We start from the raw sequence: 18,905 nt of genomic DNA on the forward strand, positions 1-18,905 counted from the left end.
CGAACAGGGAAACCTCGACCAACTCATGCAGAAAAACGGCCCCTTCAAAAACCTCTTCGACCAACAGTTCAACAAACACAAACAAAAAGTCGCACAGTAATAGGGGGAGCTCAAGAACAGAGCGCAATGCTCTTTTCAGGCCAATAACTTCCTGATTGCCACGTGCCGTTGAACAGAGATTTTCCGCGCGTCGAGCAATATGCGCATGTTTGACGCGCATATGGCGTAGTGGTAAAATGGCGCAGTCTTGAGGGTAACCAAATGAATGCTCCATCTCGTAGACCGACAAATCTATCACTGGATGGCGATATACTGTCCGAGGCGCGGGATCTGAAGATCAACCTGTCCCGGGCAGCCGAAGACGGCATTCGGGCCGCAGTCGCCAGCGCAAAAGCTGAACGCTGGAAAGCCGAAAACAAGGCCGCACTTGAGAGTTCCAACGCGTATGTCGAGCATAATGGCTTACCGCTGGATACCTACCGACAGTTCTGATGCCAAAATACGACGTGTTCCCCAACCCGTCAGGTGACGGGTATCTTCTGGACATCCAGAGCGATCTGCTGAGCGGGTTGAACACACGCGTCGTCGTGCCCCTGCTTCCCGAAGCGACGGCGCCGATCCCAGCCACCCGGCTCAATCCCGTCTTTGATATCCAGGGCAAACCGTTTGTAATGGCGACCCAATTCATGGCTGCCGTTCCGGTGGGCATTCTAAAATCGCCAGTCGACAACCTTGATGATCACTTTGCGCAGATCACCGCCGGCATCGACATGCTGATGCAGGGATTCTGACAAGCTTCTGGCCCTTGGAGAACCAAGAGCCAGGAACAAGTATGACAATGAAAATCAGTCGTACAGCACTGCCGCGATCTTCGGATCGTCGATGTTGGATGCGTCGTAGTAGTAGAACCCGGTATCAATCAGGGCAGGAACTTCTTCGCCCTTCATCGCAGCTACAGCAGCCTTGACGGTTTCATACCCGATGCCCACGGGATTCTGAGTGATTGCACCCGCCATCAACCCGCTTTTGATCGCATCTTTCTGGGCCTTACCGCTGTCATACCCGATGATGACCAGCCCCTCGGCCCCCAGTTCTTGCACCCCGTTCACCACACCGATGGCCGAGCCCTCGTTGGTGCCGAAGATGCCATTCAGATCGGGGTTCGCCGTCAGGATTGCTTTGGTCACCTCGGTCGATTTCAGGTGGTCACCCTGACCGTATTGAACCGTGACAACTTCGATGTCCGGGTATTTTTCAGCAATACGATTGACGAAGCCGTCACGCCGATCAATGCCTGTGCGGCTGGTCTGGTCATGCGCAACAACGGCCACTTTGCCTTTGCCGCCAATCATCTCGGCCATCTTGTCCGCAGCCAGCGCAGCCGCGGCCTGATTGTCTGTGGTTGCTGTAGAAACCGGAATGTCGCTGTCAACGCCACTGTCAAAGGCGATGATCGGAATGCCTTTTTCATCAGCTTGCTTCAACAGTGGAATGGCGGCCTGGCTGTCCAGAGCGGCAAAACCGATGGCCTTGGGGTTATTGGCCAAGGCCGCCGCCAGCATGTCGATCTGACGATCCACCATGGTTTCGTTGTCCGGGCCTTCAAAGGTGATCGTGACACCGTATTCCTCGGCGGCTTGTTCCGCACCCGACTTTACCGCCTGCCAGAACTGGTGCTGAAACCCTTTGGACACCAGCGGAATATATATGTCTTCCGCTGATGACATTGATGCAGGTATCGAAAGGCTGGCCGCACTCAGGGCCCCCAAAATGAAACGACGTGTTAGCATGTCTTCTCCTCCAGTTGGTCTTCGTTTCTAATTTTTGTGAATGTTCAACCTGTCTTCCTGCGCCGCGCCATATCGGCGTAAACGGCCAGAATGATGATCGCGCCGGTGACAACGGTCTGCCATTCCTGCGCGACGGACAGCACCCGCAAACCATTGGTCAGAACTGCCATGATCAGGGCACCGATCAGGGTGCCAAGGATCGTACCGCGCCCACCGGACAGGGACGTGCCCCCGATCACGACGGCAGCAATAGCTTCCAGCTCGTAGCCAAGCCCCAGCGCGGGCTGCGCCGAATTCAGACGCGACGCGATCAGGATTCCACCGATACCGCAGATCGCACCTGCCAGAGCGTAAATACGCATCTTCCAAAGATCGGTATTCACCCCCGAAAGGCGCACCGCTTCTTCGTTCGATCCGAGCGCAAAGGTGTATCTGCCCAGAACCGTGCGCCCCAGAATGTACGAAGCTGCAATGGCAACAAGGAAAAGGATCAGCACGCCATTTGGGATCGGCAAAGCAGGGAAAACCTCTCCGATCAGCGACCCGCGCGAAATCTGGTCAAAACCCGGCGTGTCATTAAAGTAGATAGGCCGCGTGCCCGAGATCACTAGCGACAACCCTTTTAGGATCAGCATCATACCTAGCGTGGCAATGAAGGGAGGGATTTTCATCTTGGCGACAAAGGTGCCCGAACACAGCCCGCAGAACGCACCCGCCGCAATCGCTGCCACAACCCCCAGCAACAGCGGCATTCCGAGATAGGTCAGCACGACACCGGCAATGACGGCGCAGAACGTCATCAGAGTTCCCACGGACAGATCGATCCCGCCAGTTATGATGACCAGTGTTGCAGCAACCGCCAGCACCCCATTGACCGATGTCGCCTGCAAAATGGCGATCATGTTTGAGGTTTGCATGAAATTCGGCGACGCGATTGAAAACCCGATCAGCAAGGCAATCAAGCTGGCGAAGGCCAGCAGCTTTTGATAGGCGCCGCTTTCGGAGAGACCCGCCAGCGGGCTTTTCTTTTCGATATCCGTTGCTGAGGTCATTACGCTGTTCCTGTTACCTGCATCGCTGCCACCCGCTGGGTCGCCAGATGCATGATATCTTCCTGAGTGGTGTTTTTGCCGCCCGGCAGAATGCCAGTCAGCCGGCCTTCACACATCACAGCGATGCGATGGCTTAGGCGCATGATCTCGGGCAGTTCCGACGAAATCACGATGATCGTCTTGCCCTGCCCGGCAAGTTCTTCCAGCAGCTTGTAGATTTCAGATTTTGCGCCCACGTCGATGCCACGCGTGGGTTCATCGAAAATCAGGATATCGCAATCCCGCAGCAGCCATTTGGCAATGACAACTTTCTGCTGATTGCCCCCGGACAGAAGACGCACCTCCTGCGTGTCCGAAGGCGTGCGAATACCCATCTGCATTATGTAACTCTTGGCTGTCGTGCTGATTTCACTGTCGTTCAGAACACCGACACGTCCGGTGAACATATCCATCGACGCCAAGGCAACATTGTCACGAACGCTCATCCCGGTGGCGAGGCCGAAATGCTTGCGATCCTCGGAAAGATAGCCAATGCCAGCCTTGACGGCATCGGATGGCGTGCGGATCGAGACCACCTGCCCATGCACCCGGATTTCCCCGCTATCCTTGGGATCTGCCCCGAAGATTGCCCGCGCAACTTCGGTACGTCCGGCCCCCATCAGCCCGGCAAAGCCCAGGATTTCACCCTTCAGAACCGAGAAGCTGACATCGTGGATTTCGTGACCCCGACACAGCCCGGTCACTTCCAGCGAAACTTCGGCATCGCTCAGATCGGGGGGAACCAGCGGCTCTTCCTTGACTTCGCGACCTACCATCATCGCGATAATCTGGCTGATCGGCGTTGCTGCCGCGTCAACTGTGCCAACGTATTCTCCGTCGCGCATCACCGTGACCCGGTCAGCGATCTGCTTCAGCTCATCCATTTTGTGGCTGATATAGACAATGCCCACGCCTTCGGCCTTCAGACGGCGGATGATGACGAACAGCTCGGCAATTTCAGCATCGTTCAGGGCCGCGGTCGGTTCATCCATGATCAGAACCCTGGACCGGAAAGACAGGGCCTTGGCGATCTCGACCATCTGTTGTTTGGCGATGGTCAGACTGCCGACCTGCGCCCTGGGGTCGAGGTTTAGGTTCATGGACGCAAAAATCTCAGCTGTCTGTGCATTCAACGCGGCATCGTTCAGTCGGCCAAACCGTTTACGAGGTTCGCGGCCGATAAAAATATTCTGTGCCACCGTCAGATCATTCATCAGGCTCAGTTCCTGATGGATGATGCCGATACCCAAGGCCTGCGCCTCGCGTGGCGTGGTTGGGTTTGCATTACGCCCTTCGATTTGCAGTGTGCCGCCGTCGCGCTGATAGATCCCCGAAAGGATTTTCATCAGCGTGCTTTTGCCTGCACCGTTCTCGCCCATCAGCGCATGGACTTCACCGGGCACCAGATCGAACTGCACTGATTTCAGCGCATGGACTCCGGGAAAGTGTTTCTCGATCCCCGACATGTCGACCAGTTTTGTCATTTACCCTCCCAAACACCCCTCTCCCTAAGGGGTGGTGCGGCCTACATCACCGCGCCGATTTGCCAGGGGACAAATTCGACCCCGCCAAAGCCAAGTTCTTCGCTTTTTGTTTGTTCACCCGATGCAACGCGGATCAGCATTTCGAACAGCTCTTCGCCTTTTGCCTCGATGCTCACGCCGTCTGTGACGATGTCCCCGCAGTTCAAATCCATGTCTTCCGACATCCGGGCAAACATTTCGGAATTGGTTGCCAGCTTGATGCAGGGCGTTGGTTGATAACCGGAAACCGAGCCCCGCCCGGTGGTGAACACGATCAGGTTCGCGCCTGATGCCACCTGCCCCGTGACCGAGCATGGGTCGAAACCGGGGCTGTCCATGAAAACAAACCCGGTCCTGTCGATTTTCTCGCCAAACTTGTAAACACCGCGCAAGGGCGCGGTTCCGCCTTTGGCGACAGCGCCCAGCGATTTCTCAAGAATGGTCGTCAACCCGCCGCGCTTGTTTCCGGGGCTAGGGTTGTTGTTCATCTCACCACCGTTGCGGTGAGTATACCCCTCCCACCAGCGAATGCGTTCTATCAGCTTTTCCCCGACTTCAACGGTCTCGGCCCGCCGGGTCAAAAGGTGTTCTGCACCGTAGATTTCCGAGGTTTCGGACAAGATCGTCGTACCGCCATGCCGCACCAGCAAATCCGAGGCATAACCCAAAGCGGGATTGGCGGTGATCCCGGAATAGCCATCCGACCCGCCGCATTGCATTCCAACCGTTATCGCACTGATCGGCGCAGGTTCGCGTTCGGCCTTGTTCGCGAGTTCGGCAATCCCGCGCAGTTCGTTCAATCCACGTTCAATGGTACGGCGCGTACCGCCCTCACTCTGAATGGTCATGTAACGCAGCACGCCATCAGGACGGATCGGACGACCCCCAACCAGATCGGCTACCTGCATCACCTCGCACCCCAAACCGATCAGAAGGATACCGGCGAAATTCGGGTGCTGGGCATATCCAGCCAATGTCCGGAACAGTGTGGCATAGCCTTCATCTTTTCCCGACATCCCGCATCCGGTGCCATGAACGATCGGGACGATACCGTCCACATTCGGGTACGCGTCCAACAAGCCCCGTTTCTCGGTGGCTTCGGCTATGAACCTCGCCACGGAGCCAGAGCAATTCACCGTTGTCAAAATGCCGATGTAGTTGCGCGTGCCGACCTTGCCATCGGCGCGGTGGAAGCCCTGGAAGATACGGGAGCCTGAAATCTCGGGCAGCGGCGTGTTCGCGCTTGCATATGCGTAGTCCTGCTGATGCGTCCCCATACCCAGATTATGGACATGAACATGCTCGCCTGCGGCGATATCCGCTTTGGCCTGACCTATGATCTGTCCATAGCGGATCACATTCTCACCTGCCGCAATCGGGGCGGTGGCGATCTTGTGCCCGCGTGCGATTTCCGTGGGAAGCTGCACCGATAACCCATCCGGTTGCGCGCCGGCTTTCAGGTCGCGCAACGCGATGATCACGTTGTCATCCGGGTTCAGCCGGATTGTGTCACGGGCGGGGCCGCCCTGGGCTTTGATCTCTGAAACTGGGTGCATGGATTCCCCGCTTGTTCGCCACAGAGCTACGGGGATAATCCTCTCTTGTCAACTAACATGTTAGTATGATAGTTCAGATTTATGAACCACCCATACGACATTGACGCCACCCGCCTGCCCGACATTTCAACATTTGAGGGGTCGCTCGCGCAGCGCGTTTACCAATCCATCAAACAGGCGATCCTGGCATTGGATTTCCCCCCCGGCGCTAACCTTCGGAAGGCGCCGATCTGCGCGCAATTGGGTGTGTCCCGCGCACCTGTCGCGGACGCCATCACCAGGCTTTCCGCCGAAGGGCTGGTGGATGTGGTGCCGCAATCGGGTACACGTGTGTCCTATTTCTCGATGGAGGAAATTCGCGAAGGCGCCTTTCTGCGAGAGGCCCTGGAGCTGGCAACAGTGGCCAAGGTTGCGCGTGACCTGACCGAAGATCAGCGCAAAAAGCTGAGCCGCAATGTGCGCCTGCAAGAGCTGTTGATCGAAGATGAAGACATTGCCGGGTTTTACCACGCAGATGAGGAATTCCACGCCCTGTTGATGGCGTTCACCGGGATGCTTCGCCTGCCGGATGTGGCACAGACCGTGTCGCTACAGGTCAGCCGCGCACGGATGTTGCTGTTGCCGACACCCGGCCGCATTGCGGAAACACTGTCCGAACACCGGGCGATATTCGATGCCATCAGTGCCCATGACGAACGTGCGGCACAAGACGCCATGCGCCATCACCTTGGGCAACTGATGCCTCGGATCGAACGGCTGCAACAGGAAAGACCGCAGCTGTTTAACTTAACGCCCCAAACCACCCGAGAGGCAGGATGACCGTTTCGCAAACCGCTCTTCTGAACAACAAAACGTCCCGGCCCGTGCCGCTGACCCGCATGGGGTTTGGCGGCGCACCTTTGGGCAATCTTTATCGCAAGGTCTCGGATGCTGATGCGCAAGCTGCGCTCCAATCCGCATTTGACGCAGGCATCCGGTTTTTCGACACCGCGCCGCAATACGGGTTGGGCCGGTCCGAGTATCGCTTTGGCGAAGCGATCAGGCGGTTTGGACGTGAGAACATCCAGCTATCGACCAAAATTGGTCGTCTGCTGCTGGATTGCGAACCACATGAGGTGACGCCCGAAGCGTTTGTGGACGTTCCGCAGAAACGCATTGTGTTCGACTATACCTATGACGGCGTCATGCGGTCATATGAGGCAAGCCGGGACCGGATCGGTGTTGCCAATGCAGACATTCTTCTGGTGCATGACGTCTGCGCTTTCAGTCAGGGCAGTCAGGAAATGTCAGACGCCAAAGTGCGCGAGTTGTTCGATGACGGCGGTTACAAGGCGCTGGTTGAATTGCGAGACGCAGGCGAGATCGCCGCGATTGGCGCGGGCGTGAACGAATGGCAGGTTTGCGAGAAACTGCTGGGTCTTGGCGATTTCGACGGGTTTCTTCTGGCGGGTCGGTATACGCTTTTGGAGCAGGAAGCCTTGAACAGTTTTCTGCCGCTTTGCGAGAAACGCGATGTGGGCATCATTCTGGGCGGGCCGTATAATTCGGGCATCCTCGCCACCGGAGCGGTGCCAGGGGCCAAGTATAACTATTCCGATGCGCCTGAGGATATTCTTGAACGGGTGCGCAGGATCGAGACCGTCTGTGCGGCCCATGACACACCACTGATCGCAGCCGCGCTGCAATTTGTTCTGGGACACCCCGCCGTGAAAACGGTTGTTCCGGGCGCTGTTAACGCGGCCGAGGTTCAAGCCAATGTCGCCCTGCTGGAACGCTCCATCCCCGCCCAGCTTTGGTCAGACCTGCATACCGAAGGCCTGATCCGGTCAGATGCCCCCTTGCCCAAGGAACCTGTCAATGCTGCGTAATCTCGACCCGCTGCTGTCTCCTGAATTGCTGTACGCCCTGCGCGCCATGGGCCATGGCGATGACATCGTTATTGCAGATGCCAATTTCCCGGGCTCAAGCCTTGGGCCCGACTGCATCCGTGCAGACGGTTCAACGGCAAGCGACCTGCTTGGCGCCGTGTTGTCTGTCATGCCGCTGGATACATTCGTGCCCGACCCCGCACTGACCATGCAGGTTGTCGGTGATCCCGAAGCCGTGCCCGAGGCCGTCGCGGATTTCCAGAAGATCATCAACGCGCGGGCTGACAACCCCGCGCAAATTCAGGGTCTGGACCGGTTCGCCTTCTACCAACGCGCGGCATCCGCATTTGCCATCATTCAGACCGGCGAGCGCAGGCTCTACGGCAACATCATCCTGAAGAAGGGCGTGATCGCATGAAGATCGACGCCCATCAGCATTTTTGGGCGCTGTCGCGTGGTGACTATGGGTGGCTGACACCCAACCTGGGCCAGATTTACCGGGACTTCGGGCCAGATGACCTTGCGCCATTGTTGCAAGCACAGGGCATCGACGGGACAATTCTGGTTCAGGCCGCGCCGACCGTCGCCGAGACGGAGTACCTGTTGTCACTGGCCGACAAGACACCTTTTATCAAAGGTGTGGTTGGCTGGGTCGATTTTGACGCCCCTGATGCGCGTGCACAAATCACCAGACTTGCCGCTCATCCCGCTTTGGTTGGATTGCGGCCGATGATTCAGGACATCGCTGATCCGAACTGGATGCTCGGCGCGGCACTGACGCCTGCCTTTGAGGCCATCCAGTCAAACGATCTGACTTTTGATGCCCTCACCCTACCCCGACACCTAGGCCCGTTACGTCAACTTGTGGCGCGTCACCCAAACATGCGGGTTGTGATTGACCATGGCTCAAAACCTCTGATCCGGGAGGGTGTACTTGACGGGTGGGCCGAAGACATGGCCGCCATCGCGCGGGACACCAACGCGTTCTGCAAACTGTCCGGTCTTGTCACTGAAGCTGCGCCTGACTGGACGGTTCGGGACCTGTACCCCTATGTAGATCACCTACTGAACACGTTCGGAGCATCGCGGTTGATCTGGGGCAGCGACTGGCCGGTCTGCACACTGGCCAGCAGCTATGAACGCTGGATCGATGCAACCGCTGAACTGCTAAGCGCACTTTCCTCCGATGACTGCGAAACCATCCTCGGAGGGAATGCGGCAAAGGCCTATCACATCAGGATTTGACGGTGCTGCACCGGACTCCAAACACGCGACGCACTGTTTTGCGCCCGCTTATCCTGCCCAGTGTTTTCCCTGAGGCGCGAACAGAAGGGCAGTTATCCCCACCACACCACCCGGTTTCGGGAAAATCATGAGGACCAGAATGACATCGCATCAGCCTTCTGACCGACTAAGAGGCAAAACCGCATTCATCAGCGCCGCTGGACAGGGCATCGGACGTGCCACGGCCGAACTGTTCGCAGCCGAAGGCGCGCATGTCTTTGCCAGCGACATCAACGAAACCAACTTGGCCGGGCTTTCGGAGATCGACGGGATCTCTCCGATCCATCTCGACGTGACAGATGCGCATGCCGTGAAACGTGCCGTGGCTGAATTGCCACCGTTGGATATCCTGTTCAATTGCGCTGGATACGTGGCAAACGGCACCATTCTTGAGTGCGAAGAGGACGACTGGGATTTCAGTTTCGATCTTAATGTGAAGGCCATGTATCGCCTGATCCGTCTGACCCTGCCCGCGATGTTGAAAAACGGCGGGGGGTCGATCATCAATATGTCCTCGGTCGCCTCGTCGATGAAGGGCGTTCCAAACCGGTTTGTATATTGCGCATCAAAGGCTGCCGTAATTGGCCTGACCAAGTCGATCGCCGCCGATTTTGTCACGCAGGGCATCCGGTGCAATGCAATCTGCCCCGGCACTGTCGACAGCCCCAGCCTGCACGAGCGTTTGCGGGCGACAGGCGACTACGAAAAGGCGATGACGGATTTCATCGCCCGCCAGCCGATGGGGCGCATTGGAACCGCGGACGAGATTGCCGATCTGGCGCTCTACCTTGCGAGCGACAGCAGTGCATTTACCACTGGTCAGCCCTTTGCCATTGATGGCGGATGGGCGATTTAAGCTGAAAGGGATCACAATATGAAACTACTGCGGTTTGGCGCCTTGGGTGCTGAAAAGCCCGGGCTGCTGCACGACGATGGCACAATTCGCGACCTGTCAGGCGTCATCGACGATATTTCGGGCGACGTTCTCAGCGACGAAGGGTTGACGCGACTGCGCGCGCTGGATCCACGAGATTTACCGATGGTTGAAGGCAACACCCGTTTAGGGGCATGTGTCGGCCATGTGGGCAAGTTCATTTGCATCGGCCTGAACTATGCCGACCACGCGGCAGAAAGCGGTATGGAATTGCCGCAGGAACCTGTGATCTTTTTCAAGGCGACATCGGCCATTATCGGGCCGAACGACACGGTGGAAATCCCGCGCGGGTCCGTCAAGACCGACTGGGAGGTCGAGTTGGGCGTGGTGATCGGCAAGGAAACAAAATACATCTCCGAGGCCGAAGCGATGGATCACGTCGCTGGCTATTGCGTGGTCAATGACCTGTCGGAACGTGATTTTCAGCTTCACCGCTCGGGGCAGTGGGTCAAGGGCAAGTCGGCAGACACATTCGGCCCCATCGGTCCGTGGCTGGTGACGCGGGACGAGGTTGCAGACCCACAGAACCTGCCGATGTATCTTGAGGTCAACGGCCACCGTTATCAGGACGGCTCGACCCGGACGATGCATTTCGGGGTGGCAACTGTGATCTCACACCTGTCGCAATTCATGTCTTTACAGCCGGGCGATGTGATCTCGACCGGAACTCCGCCGGGTGTGGGCATGGGGCAAAACCCGCAAGTCTATCTGAAACCCGGCGACACGATGGAACTGGGCATCGAAGGCCTGGGTGTTCAAAAACAGAATGTGATCGCGGGATAATCGGGCACTACCAGATGTCAGCCCGAACACAATATCAGGCGAGGTTTCCCTCGCCTGATATTTTTTGACTTAGGCTACCAGATCGAACCGGTCGTTGTTCATGATCTTAGTCCAGGCCGCTACGAAGTCGCGCACGAACTTCTGGGCATTATCGTCCTGGGCATAGACCTCGGCGTAGCCACGCAGGATCGAGTTCGAGCCGAAGACCAGATCCGCGCTGGTTGCGGTGAACCTGACGTCACCCGAGGCACGATCACGCAGCTCATATGTGCCGCCGTCAACCGGGTGCCAGCTGAGCGACATATCCGTCAGGTTGACGAAGAAGTCGGTGGTCAACTGACCCACGCGATCCGTGAAGACCCCATGCTCTGATCCACCGTGATTGGCACCCAGCACACGCAGGCCACCAACCAGAACCGTCATCTCGGCTGCGGTCAGACCCAGCAGTTGCGCGCGGTCCAGCATCATCGCCTCGGGGGATACCGCGTATTCCTTCAGCTGCCAGTTTCTAAACCCGTCCGCCAGCGGCTCCAGCACCGAGAAGCTGACGGCATCGGTCTGCTCGTCCGTTGCGTCGCCGCGACCAGCCGAGAACGGAACCGTCATGTCAAAACCTGCGGCTTTGATCGACTGTTCCAGACCGACGTTGCCCGCCAGAACGATCACGTCTGCAATCGAGGCCCCGGTTTCCGCTGCAATCGGCTCCAGCACGCCCAGCACTTTTGCCAGACGCTCGGGCTCATTCCCTGCCCAGTCTTTCTGTGGCGCCAGACGGATACGTGCACCGTTTGCGCCGCCGCGTTTGTCCGAGCCACGGAAGGTGCGGGCGCTGTCCCATGCTGTGGTGATCATCTCGACCGTGGTCAGACCGCTGTCGGCGATCTTTGCCTTGACGGCACCGACGTCATACGCGGTCGAACCGGCAGGGACCGGGTCCTGCCAGATCAGCTCTTCTGACGGGACGTTTGGGCCATAGTAGTTGACGCGTGGCCCCATATCGCGGTGGGTCAGCTTGAACCAAGCGCGGGCAAAGGTGTCAGCAAAGTAATCCGGGTCGGCCATGAACTTCTGACAGATCGCGTTGTAAATCGGATCGATCTTCATTGCCATGTCCGCATCGGTCATGACCGGCATTCGCCGAACCGAAGGGTCGGTCGGGTCGACCGGCTTTTCATCTTCCGGCATGTCGATAGGCTGCCACTGTTGTGCACCCGCGGGCGATTTACCCAATTCCCACTCATATCCGAACAGGTAATCGAAAAAGCCCATGTCGAATTTGGTCGGGTTTTTTGTCCACGCACCCTCGATACCAGAGGTGAATGCGTTGGTTGCCTTGCCGTTCTGATCGGGGTTGTTCCAACCCAGGCCCTGACCGGAGACCGGGCAGGCTTCGGGCTCGGCACCGATATGATCGCCTGCCATCGCACCATGGGCTTTGCCGACTGTGTGACCACCGCAGGTCAGCGCCGCCGTCTCTTCGTCATTCATCGCCATGCGGGCAAAGGTTTCGCGGATGTGCAGCGCTGTTTTCGCCGGGTCCGGATTACCGTTCACACCTTCGGGGTTCACATAGATCAGGCCCATGTGCACCGCGCCCAGCGGGTTTTCCAGCGTGCCGGGGGTTTCCAGATCGCCATAGCGGTTCTCGGACGGAGCCAGCCACTGGTTTTCCGAACCCCAGTAGACGTCTTTTTCCGGGCCCCAGATATCTTCGCGGCCAAAGCCAAAGCCAAAGGTCTTCAGACCCATGGCTTCGTAGGCAACCGTTCCCGACAGAACAATCAGGTCTGCCCAGGACAGCGCATTGCCGTATTTCTTTTTCACCGGCCAGAGCAGACGGCGCGCTTTATCAAGGCTGGCATTATCCGGCCATGAGTTCAGCGGTGCAAAACGGATGTTGCCCGAGCCTGCGCCACCACGACCATCCCCCAGACGGTACGACCCGGCAGAGTGCCACGCCAGTCGGATCATCAGGCCGCCATAGTGGCCCCAATCGGCCGGCCACCAGTCCTGACTGTCGGTCAGCAACGCTTCGACGTCAGCACGAACAGCGTTGAAATCCAGCCCTTTGACTGCCTCGCGGTGGTTGTAATCCGCGTCCATCGGATTGGTGCGGGTGTCGTGCTGGCTCAGAATGTCCAGGTTCAGCGCATCCGGCCACCATTTGGTGACAGAGTTGCCCGTGCCCGTGTTCCCGCCATGCAAGACTGGGCAGCCGCCGGATTGGTGATTGTGGGGATTACCGTCCATTGTAAATCTCCTGAGTATTTACCGAGGGGTTCAGATGTCTTGACTCGTACCTTACGGTTTCGATAATTGGAAATTTGTAATTACTATCATTGCGATTAATTTTTCCTATGAAGTCACTCACACTTAAACACCTGCGCTACTTCGAAGCGCTTGCCACCCACGGCCACTTTGGCAAGGCGGCGGCAGCCAGCGCGATATCGCAACCCGCGCTTTCCATACAAATCAAGGAGCTGGAGGCCATAATGGGTGGCCCCTTGGTCGAACGCGCAGCACGCGAAACCCGCCTGACCGCGCTTGGCGAAGATGTCCTAAAACATGGCCGCGAAATCCTGACGCGGGTCGAAGATTTGGGGAATCTTGTGCAATCTTCCGCTGGTCCCTTGTCGGGTCGCATCAGAATCGGGGTCATCCCCACGGTCGCGCCTTATTTGCTGCCATCAATCATTAAGGCACTGTCGCAACGATTCCCGCAGCTGACGATCGAACCCAAAGAGACCATCACCCAAACCCTGATCGGCGAAATTCTGGACTCCAGACTGGATTTTGCCGTTGTCGCTTTGCCGGTCTCGGAACCTAGCCTTCGGGAATTTTCGTTGTTTAACGAAGACTTTCTGCTGGTTCGCCCGGCGCGGGACGCCGGGTTGCCAATGCCAAGTTCGTCACAGCTCAGAACCATGCGGCTGCTGTTGCTGGAAGAAGGGCATTGTTTCAGGGATCAGGCGCTTTCGTTCTGTTCGATCCGCAATATCGAACCGCAACACATTATGGAGGGCAGCTCTCTGTCCACACTGGTGCAGATGGTCGGGGCGGGCATCGGTGTGACGCTGATACCGGAAATGGCCGTGGGGCTGGAAACCCGGTCTGCCGACGTGTCCATCGCCCGCTTTCAGGATACTCCACCAACCCGGACCATCGGCCTGATCTGGCGAAAGACCAACCCGCTGGGCGAAAACCTCCTGAAAATTGGCGCAATTATTCGCAAAACCGCCGAAGAAAACGCTGGAGGCATGGGGCAAATGAAACCGGAACCAAACGGCTGATCACTAACCGCTTTAGTGCTATGCGCGGCAATTACCCGGAAAACACATCATATGCCTTCAACGCTTTGGCGCTGTAGGCATAAGACGGCCCGCCACCCATATAGGTCGCCATTGCCAATGCCTCGCACATCTCGTCTCGGGTGGCACCCAGCCGGACAAGGGAACGCACGTGAAATCCGATGCAGCTGTCGCAGCGGGTCGCGATGGCGATGCCAAGGGCCATGAATTCCTTGGTTTTCTCACTCAGCGCGCCATCAGTCTTGGCGGCCTTGCCCATGATGCCAAAGCCGCGCACGGTTTCGGGCACTTCCTTCGAAAAAGTTCCGATATTGGCCTCGGTCTCGGCCATGAAAGCTTTCCAGTCCATATCCATTCTCCTTATCCGCGCTCGTCCGCGCCCATGCGACGCTCCAGCCAGCGCACACCGGCACTGATGATCAGAACCAGGATCAGGTATTCAAAGATCAACAGGGTATAGATTTCCAACGGGCGGTATTCCGTGACCACCAGCTCATTCGCGCGCCGGGTCAGTTCCTGCATCCCGATGACGCTGGCGAATGCGCTCATCTTGACGATGTAGATGAACTGGTTTGCCAAGGGCGGCAGAATGCGCCGGACTGCCTGCGGCAGGATCACATAGCGCATGGTCTGCACATAGTTCAACCCGATGGTCTGCGCCGCTTCGCTCTGACCACGCGCAATGGATTGAATGCCTGCGCGGTAAATCTCGGCAGTGAAGGCGCTGTCAGAAATCGCCAATGTGATGATCGCACCCCAAAAGGGATCGATGGGGACATTCATGCCCATCGACTTGAACACGATGGGCAATCCGTAAAAGACCCAGAACAGCATCGGCAGCAGGGGAATGGCGCGAATGAATTCAACGTAAACACGGTTGACCAGTCGCCAGCCGCGTTTCTCGGACAATCCCGGCAGGGCCACCATCAGCCCCAGTACGATCGACAACACGGCCGCGATCAGTGAAATCTGGATCGTTGCCCCCATCCCTGAGATCAGGAATTTTACATTGATCCAACCCGATGCTGTGGTCGGGTTGATCACATACCAACCCCAGGTCTGGGACGACGAACAGCCTGTGAGCATCAGCAGGGGCATTATCATAAAGAGTTTTTTCATCTGCCCCTCTTAGTGCTGCAGTATCTGAGACAGGAATTTGCGACACCGATCAGACTGAGGGTTGGAGAAGAAATGTTCCGGCTTGCCTTCTTCGACGATCTCACCAGCATCCATGAAGATCATCTTGTCAGCCACTTTGCGGGCAAACCCCATCTCGTGGGTCACGACCACCATGGTCATGCCCTCATTCGCCAGTTCCACCATAACTTCCAACACTTCCGAGATCATCTCGGGGTCCAGCGCCGACGTGGGTTCATCAAACAACAGCACGCGTGGCTCCATGCACAGGGACCGCGCGATGGCCACGCGCTGTTGCTGACCACCGGACAACTGCATGGGCTTTTTGTCCGCCTGATCGGGAATATGTACCCGATCCAGATAATGGCGCGCTTTTTCTTCCGCGTCCTTCCGGCTCAGGCCGCGCGCTTTGATCGGGCCCAGAGTTAGGTTTTCCAAAACGGTCAAATGCGGAAACAGATTGAATTGCTGGAAAACCATCCCGACTTCTGACCGAATGGTTGCCGCAGATTTTGCATCATCCGTCAGCTCAATCCCGTCTACACGAATGGTACCTTTCTGGTGCTTCTCCAACTGGTTGATACATCTCACAACGGTCGATTTTCCTGACCCGGAAGGTCCGCAAATTACCACCTTTTCGCCGCTGTTGACTGTCAGATTGATGTCCTTGAGAACGTGAAAGGTATCAAACCACTTGTTCACATCCACAAGTTCGATTGCGGCGTCTGGCATAAGCTGAATTGCCCCTATTTTAGCCTCAGTATAAAATTTTCTTGAGGTTATCTTTCCCTTTAGACTTAAATCAATGAAGAATACGATCACAAGATCGTAACGCCACCAACGGGAGATACCTATGAGCGTTTTTTGGAAAGCCGCGGCGGCTGCCGTGTTGGGGCTTGTATTGTCAGGTTCCGCACAGGCGCAATCTGCGCTGAACGAGGTGCTGGACTCCGGCGTACTCAAGGTTGGCACCACAGGTGACTGGAACCCTATGACACTGCGCGACCCGGCAACCAACAGCTACAAAGGGTACGACATCGACATTATGAATGCACTGGCCGCCGATCTTGGCGTTGAGGTCGAATTTGTCCCCACCGACTGGAAAACACTGGTGAATGGTGTGGTCGCGGGCAAGTACCACCTGACCGGGTCGGCATCGATTTCACCACCGCGCATGAAAGTTGCGGGTTTTTCCGACAGCTATATCTCGGTGGAACTCTTCCCCTACACCACCAAGGAAAAGGCCGACAAATTCGACGGATATGACTCGATCAATCAACCCGGAGTTAAGGTCGCGACGACTTTGGGCACCACGTTTGAAAAACGGGTCCGCGAGTGGTTCCCTGACGCCGAGATCAAGGTGGTCGAGGCCCCAGCCCGCGGTTTTCAGGAAGTTATCGCCGGTCGTGCTGATGTGTTCATCACGTCGAACATCGAAGGATCGACACTAGAGGAGAAATTTCCAGTAGAGCGCGTGAAAAACGCTGGCCCCCGATCACCTTCGCCGATTGCAATGATCCTGCCACAAGGCGACCAGATCTGGATAAATTATGTTAACAACTGGATCGAAGTGAAAAAAGCGGAAGGCTTCTTTGAAGCAAACCGCGATAAATGGGGGCTCTGACGCCTTCAAGGACGTGCGGATACTCTAACGCCCGGTCCTATGGCCCGGGTGTTTTCGTTGGTCATCTGGTTTTTCAGAAAAGAGGATGCAGACACGCAACCTGATGGATTTCATCATCCAGTTCAGGCAATGTTTGCCTGCACTGGTCAGTCGCGAGCCAGCATCGTTGCGCAAAAGCGCACCCTTTCGGGATGTTCATGGGTGACGGCAACTCGCCTTCCAGCTTGATCCGCTCTTTCCGGGCATCCGGGTCGGCACGGGGCGTCGTGGACAGCAACGCCTTGGAGTACGGATGTCGGGGAGCAGCGAACAGCTGCTCTTTCGGACCTTTTTCGACCGCGCGCCCCAGATACATGACAATCACGTCGTCGGCGAAATGCCGGACAACCGACAAGTCATGTGAAATGAACAGGTAGGCCAAGTTCAGCCGTTCCTGAAGATCGACCAGCAGGTTCAAGATCTGCGATTGAATCGACACATCCAGTGCCGAGACAGGTTCATCCAGAACCAGCACCTTGGGGTCCAGCATAAGCGCCCGCGCAATGGCGATCCGCTGGCGCTGCCCACCCGAGAACATATGCGGATAGCGGTCATAATGTTCCGGGCGCAGGCCCACCATCTCGATCATCTTGCGTGCCTGCATTTCACGGTCGGCGGCCGTCATCTGAGGCCGGTTGATGATCAGCGGTTCCTGCAGGATCTGGCCGATGCGCTGACGCGGATTCAACGAGCTATAGGGATCCTGAAAGACGATCTGCACCGTCTCTCGCATCTTGCTCCATTGCGAAGGGGTAATTTCGACCCCGTTTATCGTCAGGCTGCCCGAGGTTGGTTCTTCGATCATTGTGATCAGTCTGGCCAGCGTAGACTTGCCACAGCCTGACTCTCCGACAATGGCCAATGTTTTTCCCGGTTGCAGGTCGAAATCCACCCCCGACAGCGCCTTTACGGTTGCGGGTTTGGACAGCAACCCGCCTTTGACCGTGTAAAACCGGGCCAGGGCGTTGGCCTGAACGATAGGTGTAGTCATACCAGCTCTCCGGCGGCAATCTTTTCAACATGGTGACAGCGCGCCTTGCCAAATGCCTCGGCATGAGGGGTCGGCGGGGTCTGAGCGCAGGTTGCATCGGCAAAGCGGCACCGTGGGCTGAAAAGGCATCCTTTTGGCCGGTCGAATTGCCCCGGGACAACACCTGGAATCGTCGGCAGAATCTTGGACGTTGCCCGCTCCGGCAAAGCACTTAGCAGGGCCGTGGTATAGGGATGACGCGGCGTTCGAAACAAATCCCTGACAGGCTGTTCTTCAACCTTTTGCCCGGCATATTGCACCTGAACCCGCTCGGCGGTTTCCGCCACGACACCCATGTCATGGGTGATCAGAACCAGACCCATGCCATGCTCATTACGCAACCGGATCAACAGATCCAGAATCTGCGCCTGAATGGTCACGTCCAGCGCCGTGGTCGGTTCATCCGCGATCAGCAGCTTGGGGTTGCAGGCAATGGCCATCGCGATCACAACCCGTTGGTTCATGCCCCCTGACATTTGATGCGGAAAGGAATTCAGGCGGCTTTCAGGCGCGGGAATGCCAACCTGATCGAACAATTCGACCGCACGCTCGTGACGCTCTTTTCGGTTCAGGCCAAGGTGGATGCGCAATGCCTCTTTGATCTGAAACCCGACAGTAAAACAGGGGTTCAGCGAGGACATCGGTTCCTGAAAGATCATCGCCATGTCCTTACCAATGATCTTGCGCCGTTCGCGGGCCGAGATACCGGACAGGTCACGGCCCTCAAAGCTCATCTCATCGGCGGTGATCGTGGCGGTCCAGGGCAGCAAGCCCATCAGTGCCAGCATCGACACGGACTTGCCCGAACCGCTTTCGCCGACGATGGCCAGCAATTCGCCTTTGTCGACCGACAGGTCAACACCGTCCACGGCGCGGAAACTACCCGAAGATGTGGCGAACTCGACAGTCAGATTACGGATCTGCAAAAGGCTCATGCG

At 57.1% G+C, this 18,905-nt stretch carries 21 protein-coding genes; 10 read left to right on the forward strand and 11 right to left on the reverse strand.

The features are described from left to right. Positions 1–274: hypothetical protein (locus AC2FLZ_RS17820; RefSeq protein WP_496882515.1), on the reverse strand; the 274-nt coding region annotated here is incomplete at its 3' end. Between AC2FLZ_RS17820 and AC2FLZ_RS17825 the strand changes: the two genes are divergently transcribed. Together AC2FLZ_RS17825 and AC2FLZ_RS17830 are read left to right on the forward strand one after the other, a co-directional pair. Beyond that, the gene (locus AC2FLZ_RS17825; RefSeq protein ID WP_480520806.1) at positions 262–492 is read left to right on the forward strand and encodes a type II toxin-antitoxin system CcdA family antitoxin; all 231 of its coding nucleotides are present in this window, start codon (positions 262–264) and stop codon (positions 490–492) included. The genes AC2FLZ_RS17820 and AC2FLZ_RS17825 overlap by 13 nt on opposite strands. Beyond that, positions 492–791, forward strand: a complete 300-nt coding sequence (locus AC2FLZ_RS17830; protein ID WP_209599024.1) for a CcdB family protein — start codon at positions 492–494, stop codon at positions 789–791. The genes AC2FLZ_RS17825 and AC2FLZ_RS17830 overlap by 1 nt, the downstream gene beginning before the upstream one ends. Positions 792–845: 54 nt before the next feature. Here the strand turns inward: AC2FLZ_RS17830 and AC2FLZ_RS17835 are convergent, their stop codons facing one another. The 4 genes from AC2FLZ_RS17835 to AC2FLZ_RS17850 are packed head-to-tail and all read right to left on the reverse strand — an operon-like array spanning position 846 to position 5,960. Further along, positions 846–1,790: an ABC transporter substrate-binding protein gene (locus AC2FLZ_RS17835; RefSeq protein WP_496716311.1), complete on the reverse strand. Its 945-nt coding sequence runs from the start codon at positions 1,788–1,790 to the stop codon at positions 846–848. Between the two features lie 44 nt (positions 1,791–1,834). Beyond that, a complete protein-coding gene (locus AC2FLZ_RS17840) occupies positions 1,835–2,842 on the reverse strand; it encodes an ABC transporter permease (RefSeq protein WP_480477577.1) in 1,008 nt (335 codons plus the stop codon). Continuing rightward, positions 2,842–4,365, reverse strand: a complete 1,524-nt coding sequence (locus tag AC2FLZ_RS17845; protein ID WP_496882516.1) for a sugar ABC transporter ATP-binding protein — start codon at positions 4,363–4,365, stop codon at positions 2,842–2,844. Before AC2FLZ_RS17845 ends, AC2FLZ_RS17840 begins: the two co-directional genes overlap by 1 nt. 41 nt (positions 4,366–4,406) lie before the next feature. Continuing rightward, positions 4,407–5,960: a UxaA family hydrolase gene (locus AC2FLZ_RS17850; protein ID WP_496882517.1), complete on the reverse strand. Its 1,554-nt coding sequence runs from the start codon at positions 5,958–5,960 to the stop codon at positions 4,407–4,409. 81 nt (positions 5,961–6,041) lie between these two features. On the opposite strand from AC2FLZ_RS17850, the gene AC2FLZ_RS17855 reads away from it, so the two are divergent. The 6 genes from AC2FLZ_RS17855 (at position 6,042) to AC2FLZ_RS17880 (ending at position 10,829) form a co-directional block, all read left to right on the forward strand. Further along, complete coding sequence (locus AC2FLZ_RS17855; protein WP_480520815.1) at positions 6,042–6,779, forward strand: GntR family transcriptional regulator; 738 nt, start codon at positions 6,042–6,044, stop codon at positions 6,777–6,779. After that, positions 6,776–7,828: an aldo/keto reductase gene (locus AC2FLZ_RS17860; protein ID WP_496882518.1), complete on the forward strand. Its 1,053-nt coding sequence runs from the start codon at positions 6,776–6,778 to the stop codon at positions 7,826–7,828. Before AC2FLZ_RS17855 ends, AC2FLZ_RS17860 begins: the two co-directional genes overlap by 4 nt. Further along, positions 7,818–8,246 carry an RbsD/FucU family protein gene (locus AC2FLZ_RS17865; RefSeq protein ID WP_480555645.1) on the forward strand — a complete coding sequence of 143 codons (429 nt, stop codon included), beginning with the start codon at positions 7,818–7,820 and terminating at the stop codon, positions 8,244–8,246. Before AC2FLZ_RS17860 ends, AC2FLZ_RS17865 begins: the two co-directional genes overlap by 11 nt. Continuing rightward, the gene (locus AC2FLZ_RS17870) at positions 8,243–9,073 is read left to right on the forward strand and encodes an amidohydrolase family protein (protein ID WP_496882519.1); all 831 of its coding nucleotides are present in this window, start codon (positions 8,243–8,245) and stop codon (positions 9,071–9,073) included. Before AC2FLZ_RS17865 ends, AC2FLZ_RS17870 begins: the two co-directional genes overlap by 4 nt. A gap of 139 nt (positions 9,074–9,212) precedes the next feature. Further along, entirely contained in the window at positions 9,213–9,968 is a 756-nt protein-coding gene (locus AC2FLZ_RS17875; RefSeq protein WP_480555649.1) for an SDR family oxidoreductase, read from the forward strand. A gap of 18 nt (positions 9,969–9,986) precedes the next feature. Next, on the forward strand, positions 9,987–10,829 hold the full coding sequence (locus AC2FLZ_RS17880) for a fumarylacetoacetate hydrolase family protein (protein WP_496882520.1): 843 nt from the start codon (positions 9,987–9,989) through the stop codon (positions 10,827–10,829). 69 nt (positions 10,830–10,898) lie between these two features. Here the strand turns inward: AC2FLZ_RS17880 and katG are convergent, their stop codons facing one another. After that, a complete protein-coding gene (katG, locus tag AC2FLZ_RS17885; protein ID WP_496882521.1) occupies positions 10,899–13,079 on the reverse strand; it encodes a catalase/peroxidase HPI in 2,181 nt (726 codons plus the stop codon). Positions 13,080–13,186: 107 nt separating this feature from the next. Here katG and AC2FLZ_RS17890 point away from each other — a divergent pair, with 107 nt between their 5' ends. Then, complete coding sequence (locus AC2FLZ_RS17890) at positions 13,187–14,119, forward strand: hydrogen peroxide-inducible genes activator (protein WP_480520830.1); 933 nt, start codon at positions 13,187–13,189, stop codon at positions 14,117–14,119. Between the two features lie 31 nt (positions 14,120–14,150). Here AC2FLZ_RS17890 and AC2FLZ_RS17895 read toward each other — a convergent pair whose 3' ends face one another. The 3 genes from AC2FLZ_RS17895 to AC2FLZ_RS17905 are packed head-to-tail and all read right to left on the reverse strand — an operon-like array spanning position 14,151 to position 16,006. Further along, positions 14,151–14,486, reverse strand: coding sequence for a carboxymuconolactone decarboxylase family protein (locus AC2FLZ_RS17895; protein WP_480477599.1), 336 nt, complete (start codon positions 14,484–14,486; stop codon positions 14,151–14,153). 11 nt (positions 14,487–14,497) lie between these two features. Continuing rightward, positions 14,498–15,256: an amino acid ABC transporter permease gene (locus tag AC2FLZ_RS17900; RefSeq protein WP_480520832.1), complete on the reverse strand. Its 759-nt coding sequence runs from the start codon at positions 15,254–15,256 to the stop codon at positions 14,498–14,500. A 9-nt stretch (positions 15,257–15,265) separates the two neighbouring features. Continuing rightward, positions 15,266–16,006, reverse strand: coding sequence for an amino acid ABC transporter ATP-binding protein (locus tag AC2FLZ_RS17905; RefSeq protein ID WP_480520834.1), 741 nt, complete (start codon positions 16,004–16,006; stop codon positions 15,266–15,268). A gap of 121 nt (positions 16,007–16,127) precedes the next feature. Here AC2FLZ_RS17905 and AC2FLZ_RS17910 point away from each other — a divergent pair, with 121 nt between their 5' ends. Next, positions 16,128–16,898, forward strand: coding sequence for a transporter substrate-binding domain-containing protein (locus AC2FLZ_RS17910; RefSeq protein ID WP_496882522.1), 771 nt, complete (start codon positions 16,128–16,130; stop codon positions 16,896–16,898). Positions 16,899–16,971: 73 nt separating this feature from the next. Here AC2FLZ_RS17910 and AC2FLZ_RS17915 read toward each other — a convergent pair whose 3' ends face one another. After that, a complete protein-coding gene (locus AC2FLZ_RS17915) occupies positions 16,972–17,928 on the reverse strand; it encodes a dipeptide ABC transporter ATP-binding protein (protein WP_480520838.1) in 957 nt (318 codons plus the stop codon). Beyond that, positions 17,925–18,902, reverse strand: a complete 978-nt coding sequence (locus tag AC2FLZ_RS17920) for an ABC transporter ATP-binding protein (protein ID WP_480555657.1) — start codon at positions 18,900–18,902, stop codon at positions 17,925–17,927. The genes AC2FLZ_RS17915 and AC2FLZ_RS17920 overlap by 4 nt, the downstream gene beginning before the upstream one ends. Positions 18,903–18,905: the final 3 nt, after the last annotated feature.

The organism is Ruegeria sp. YKSF131 (assembly GCF_059612645.1).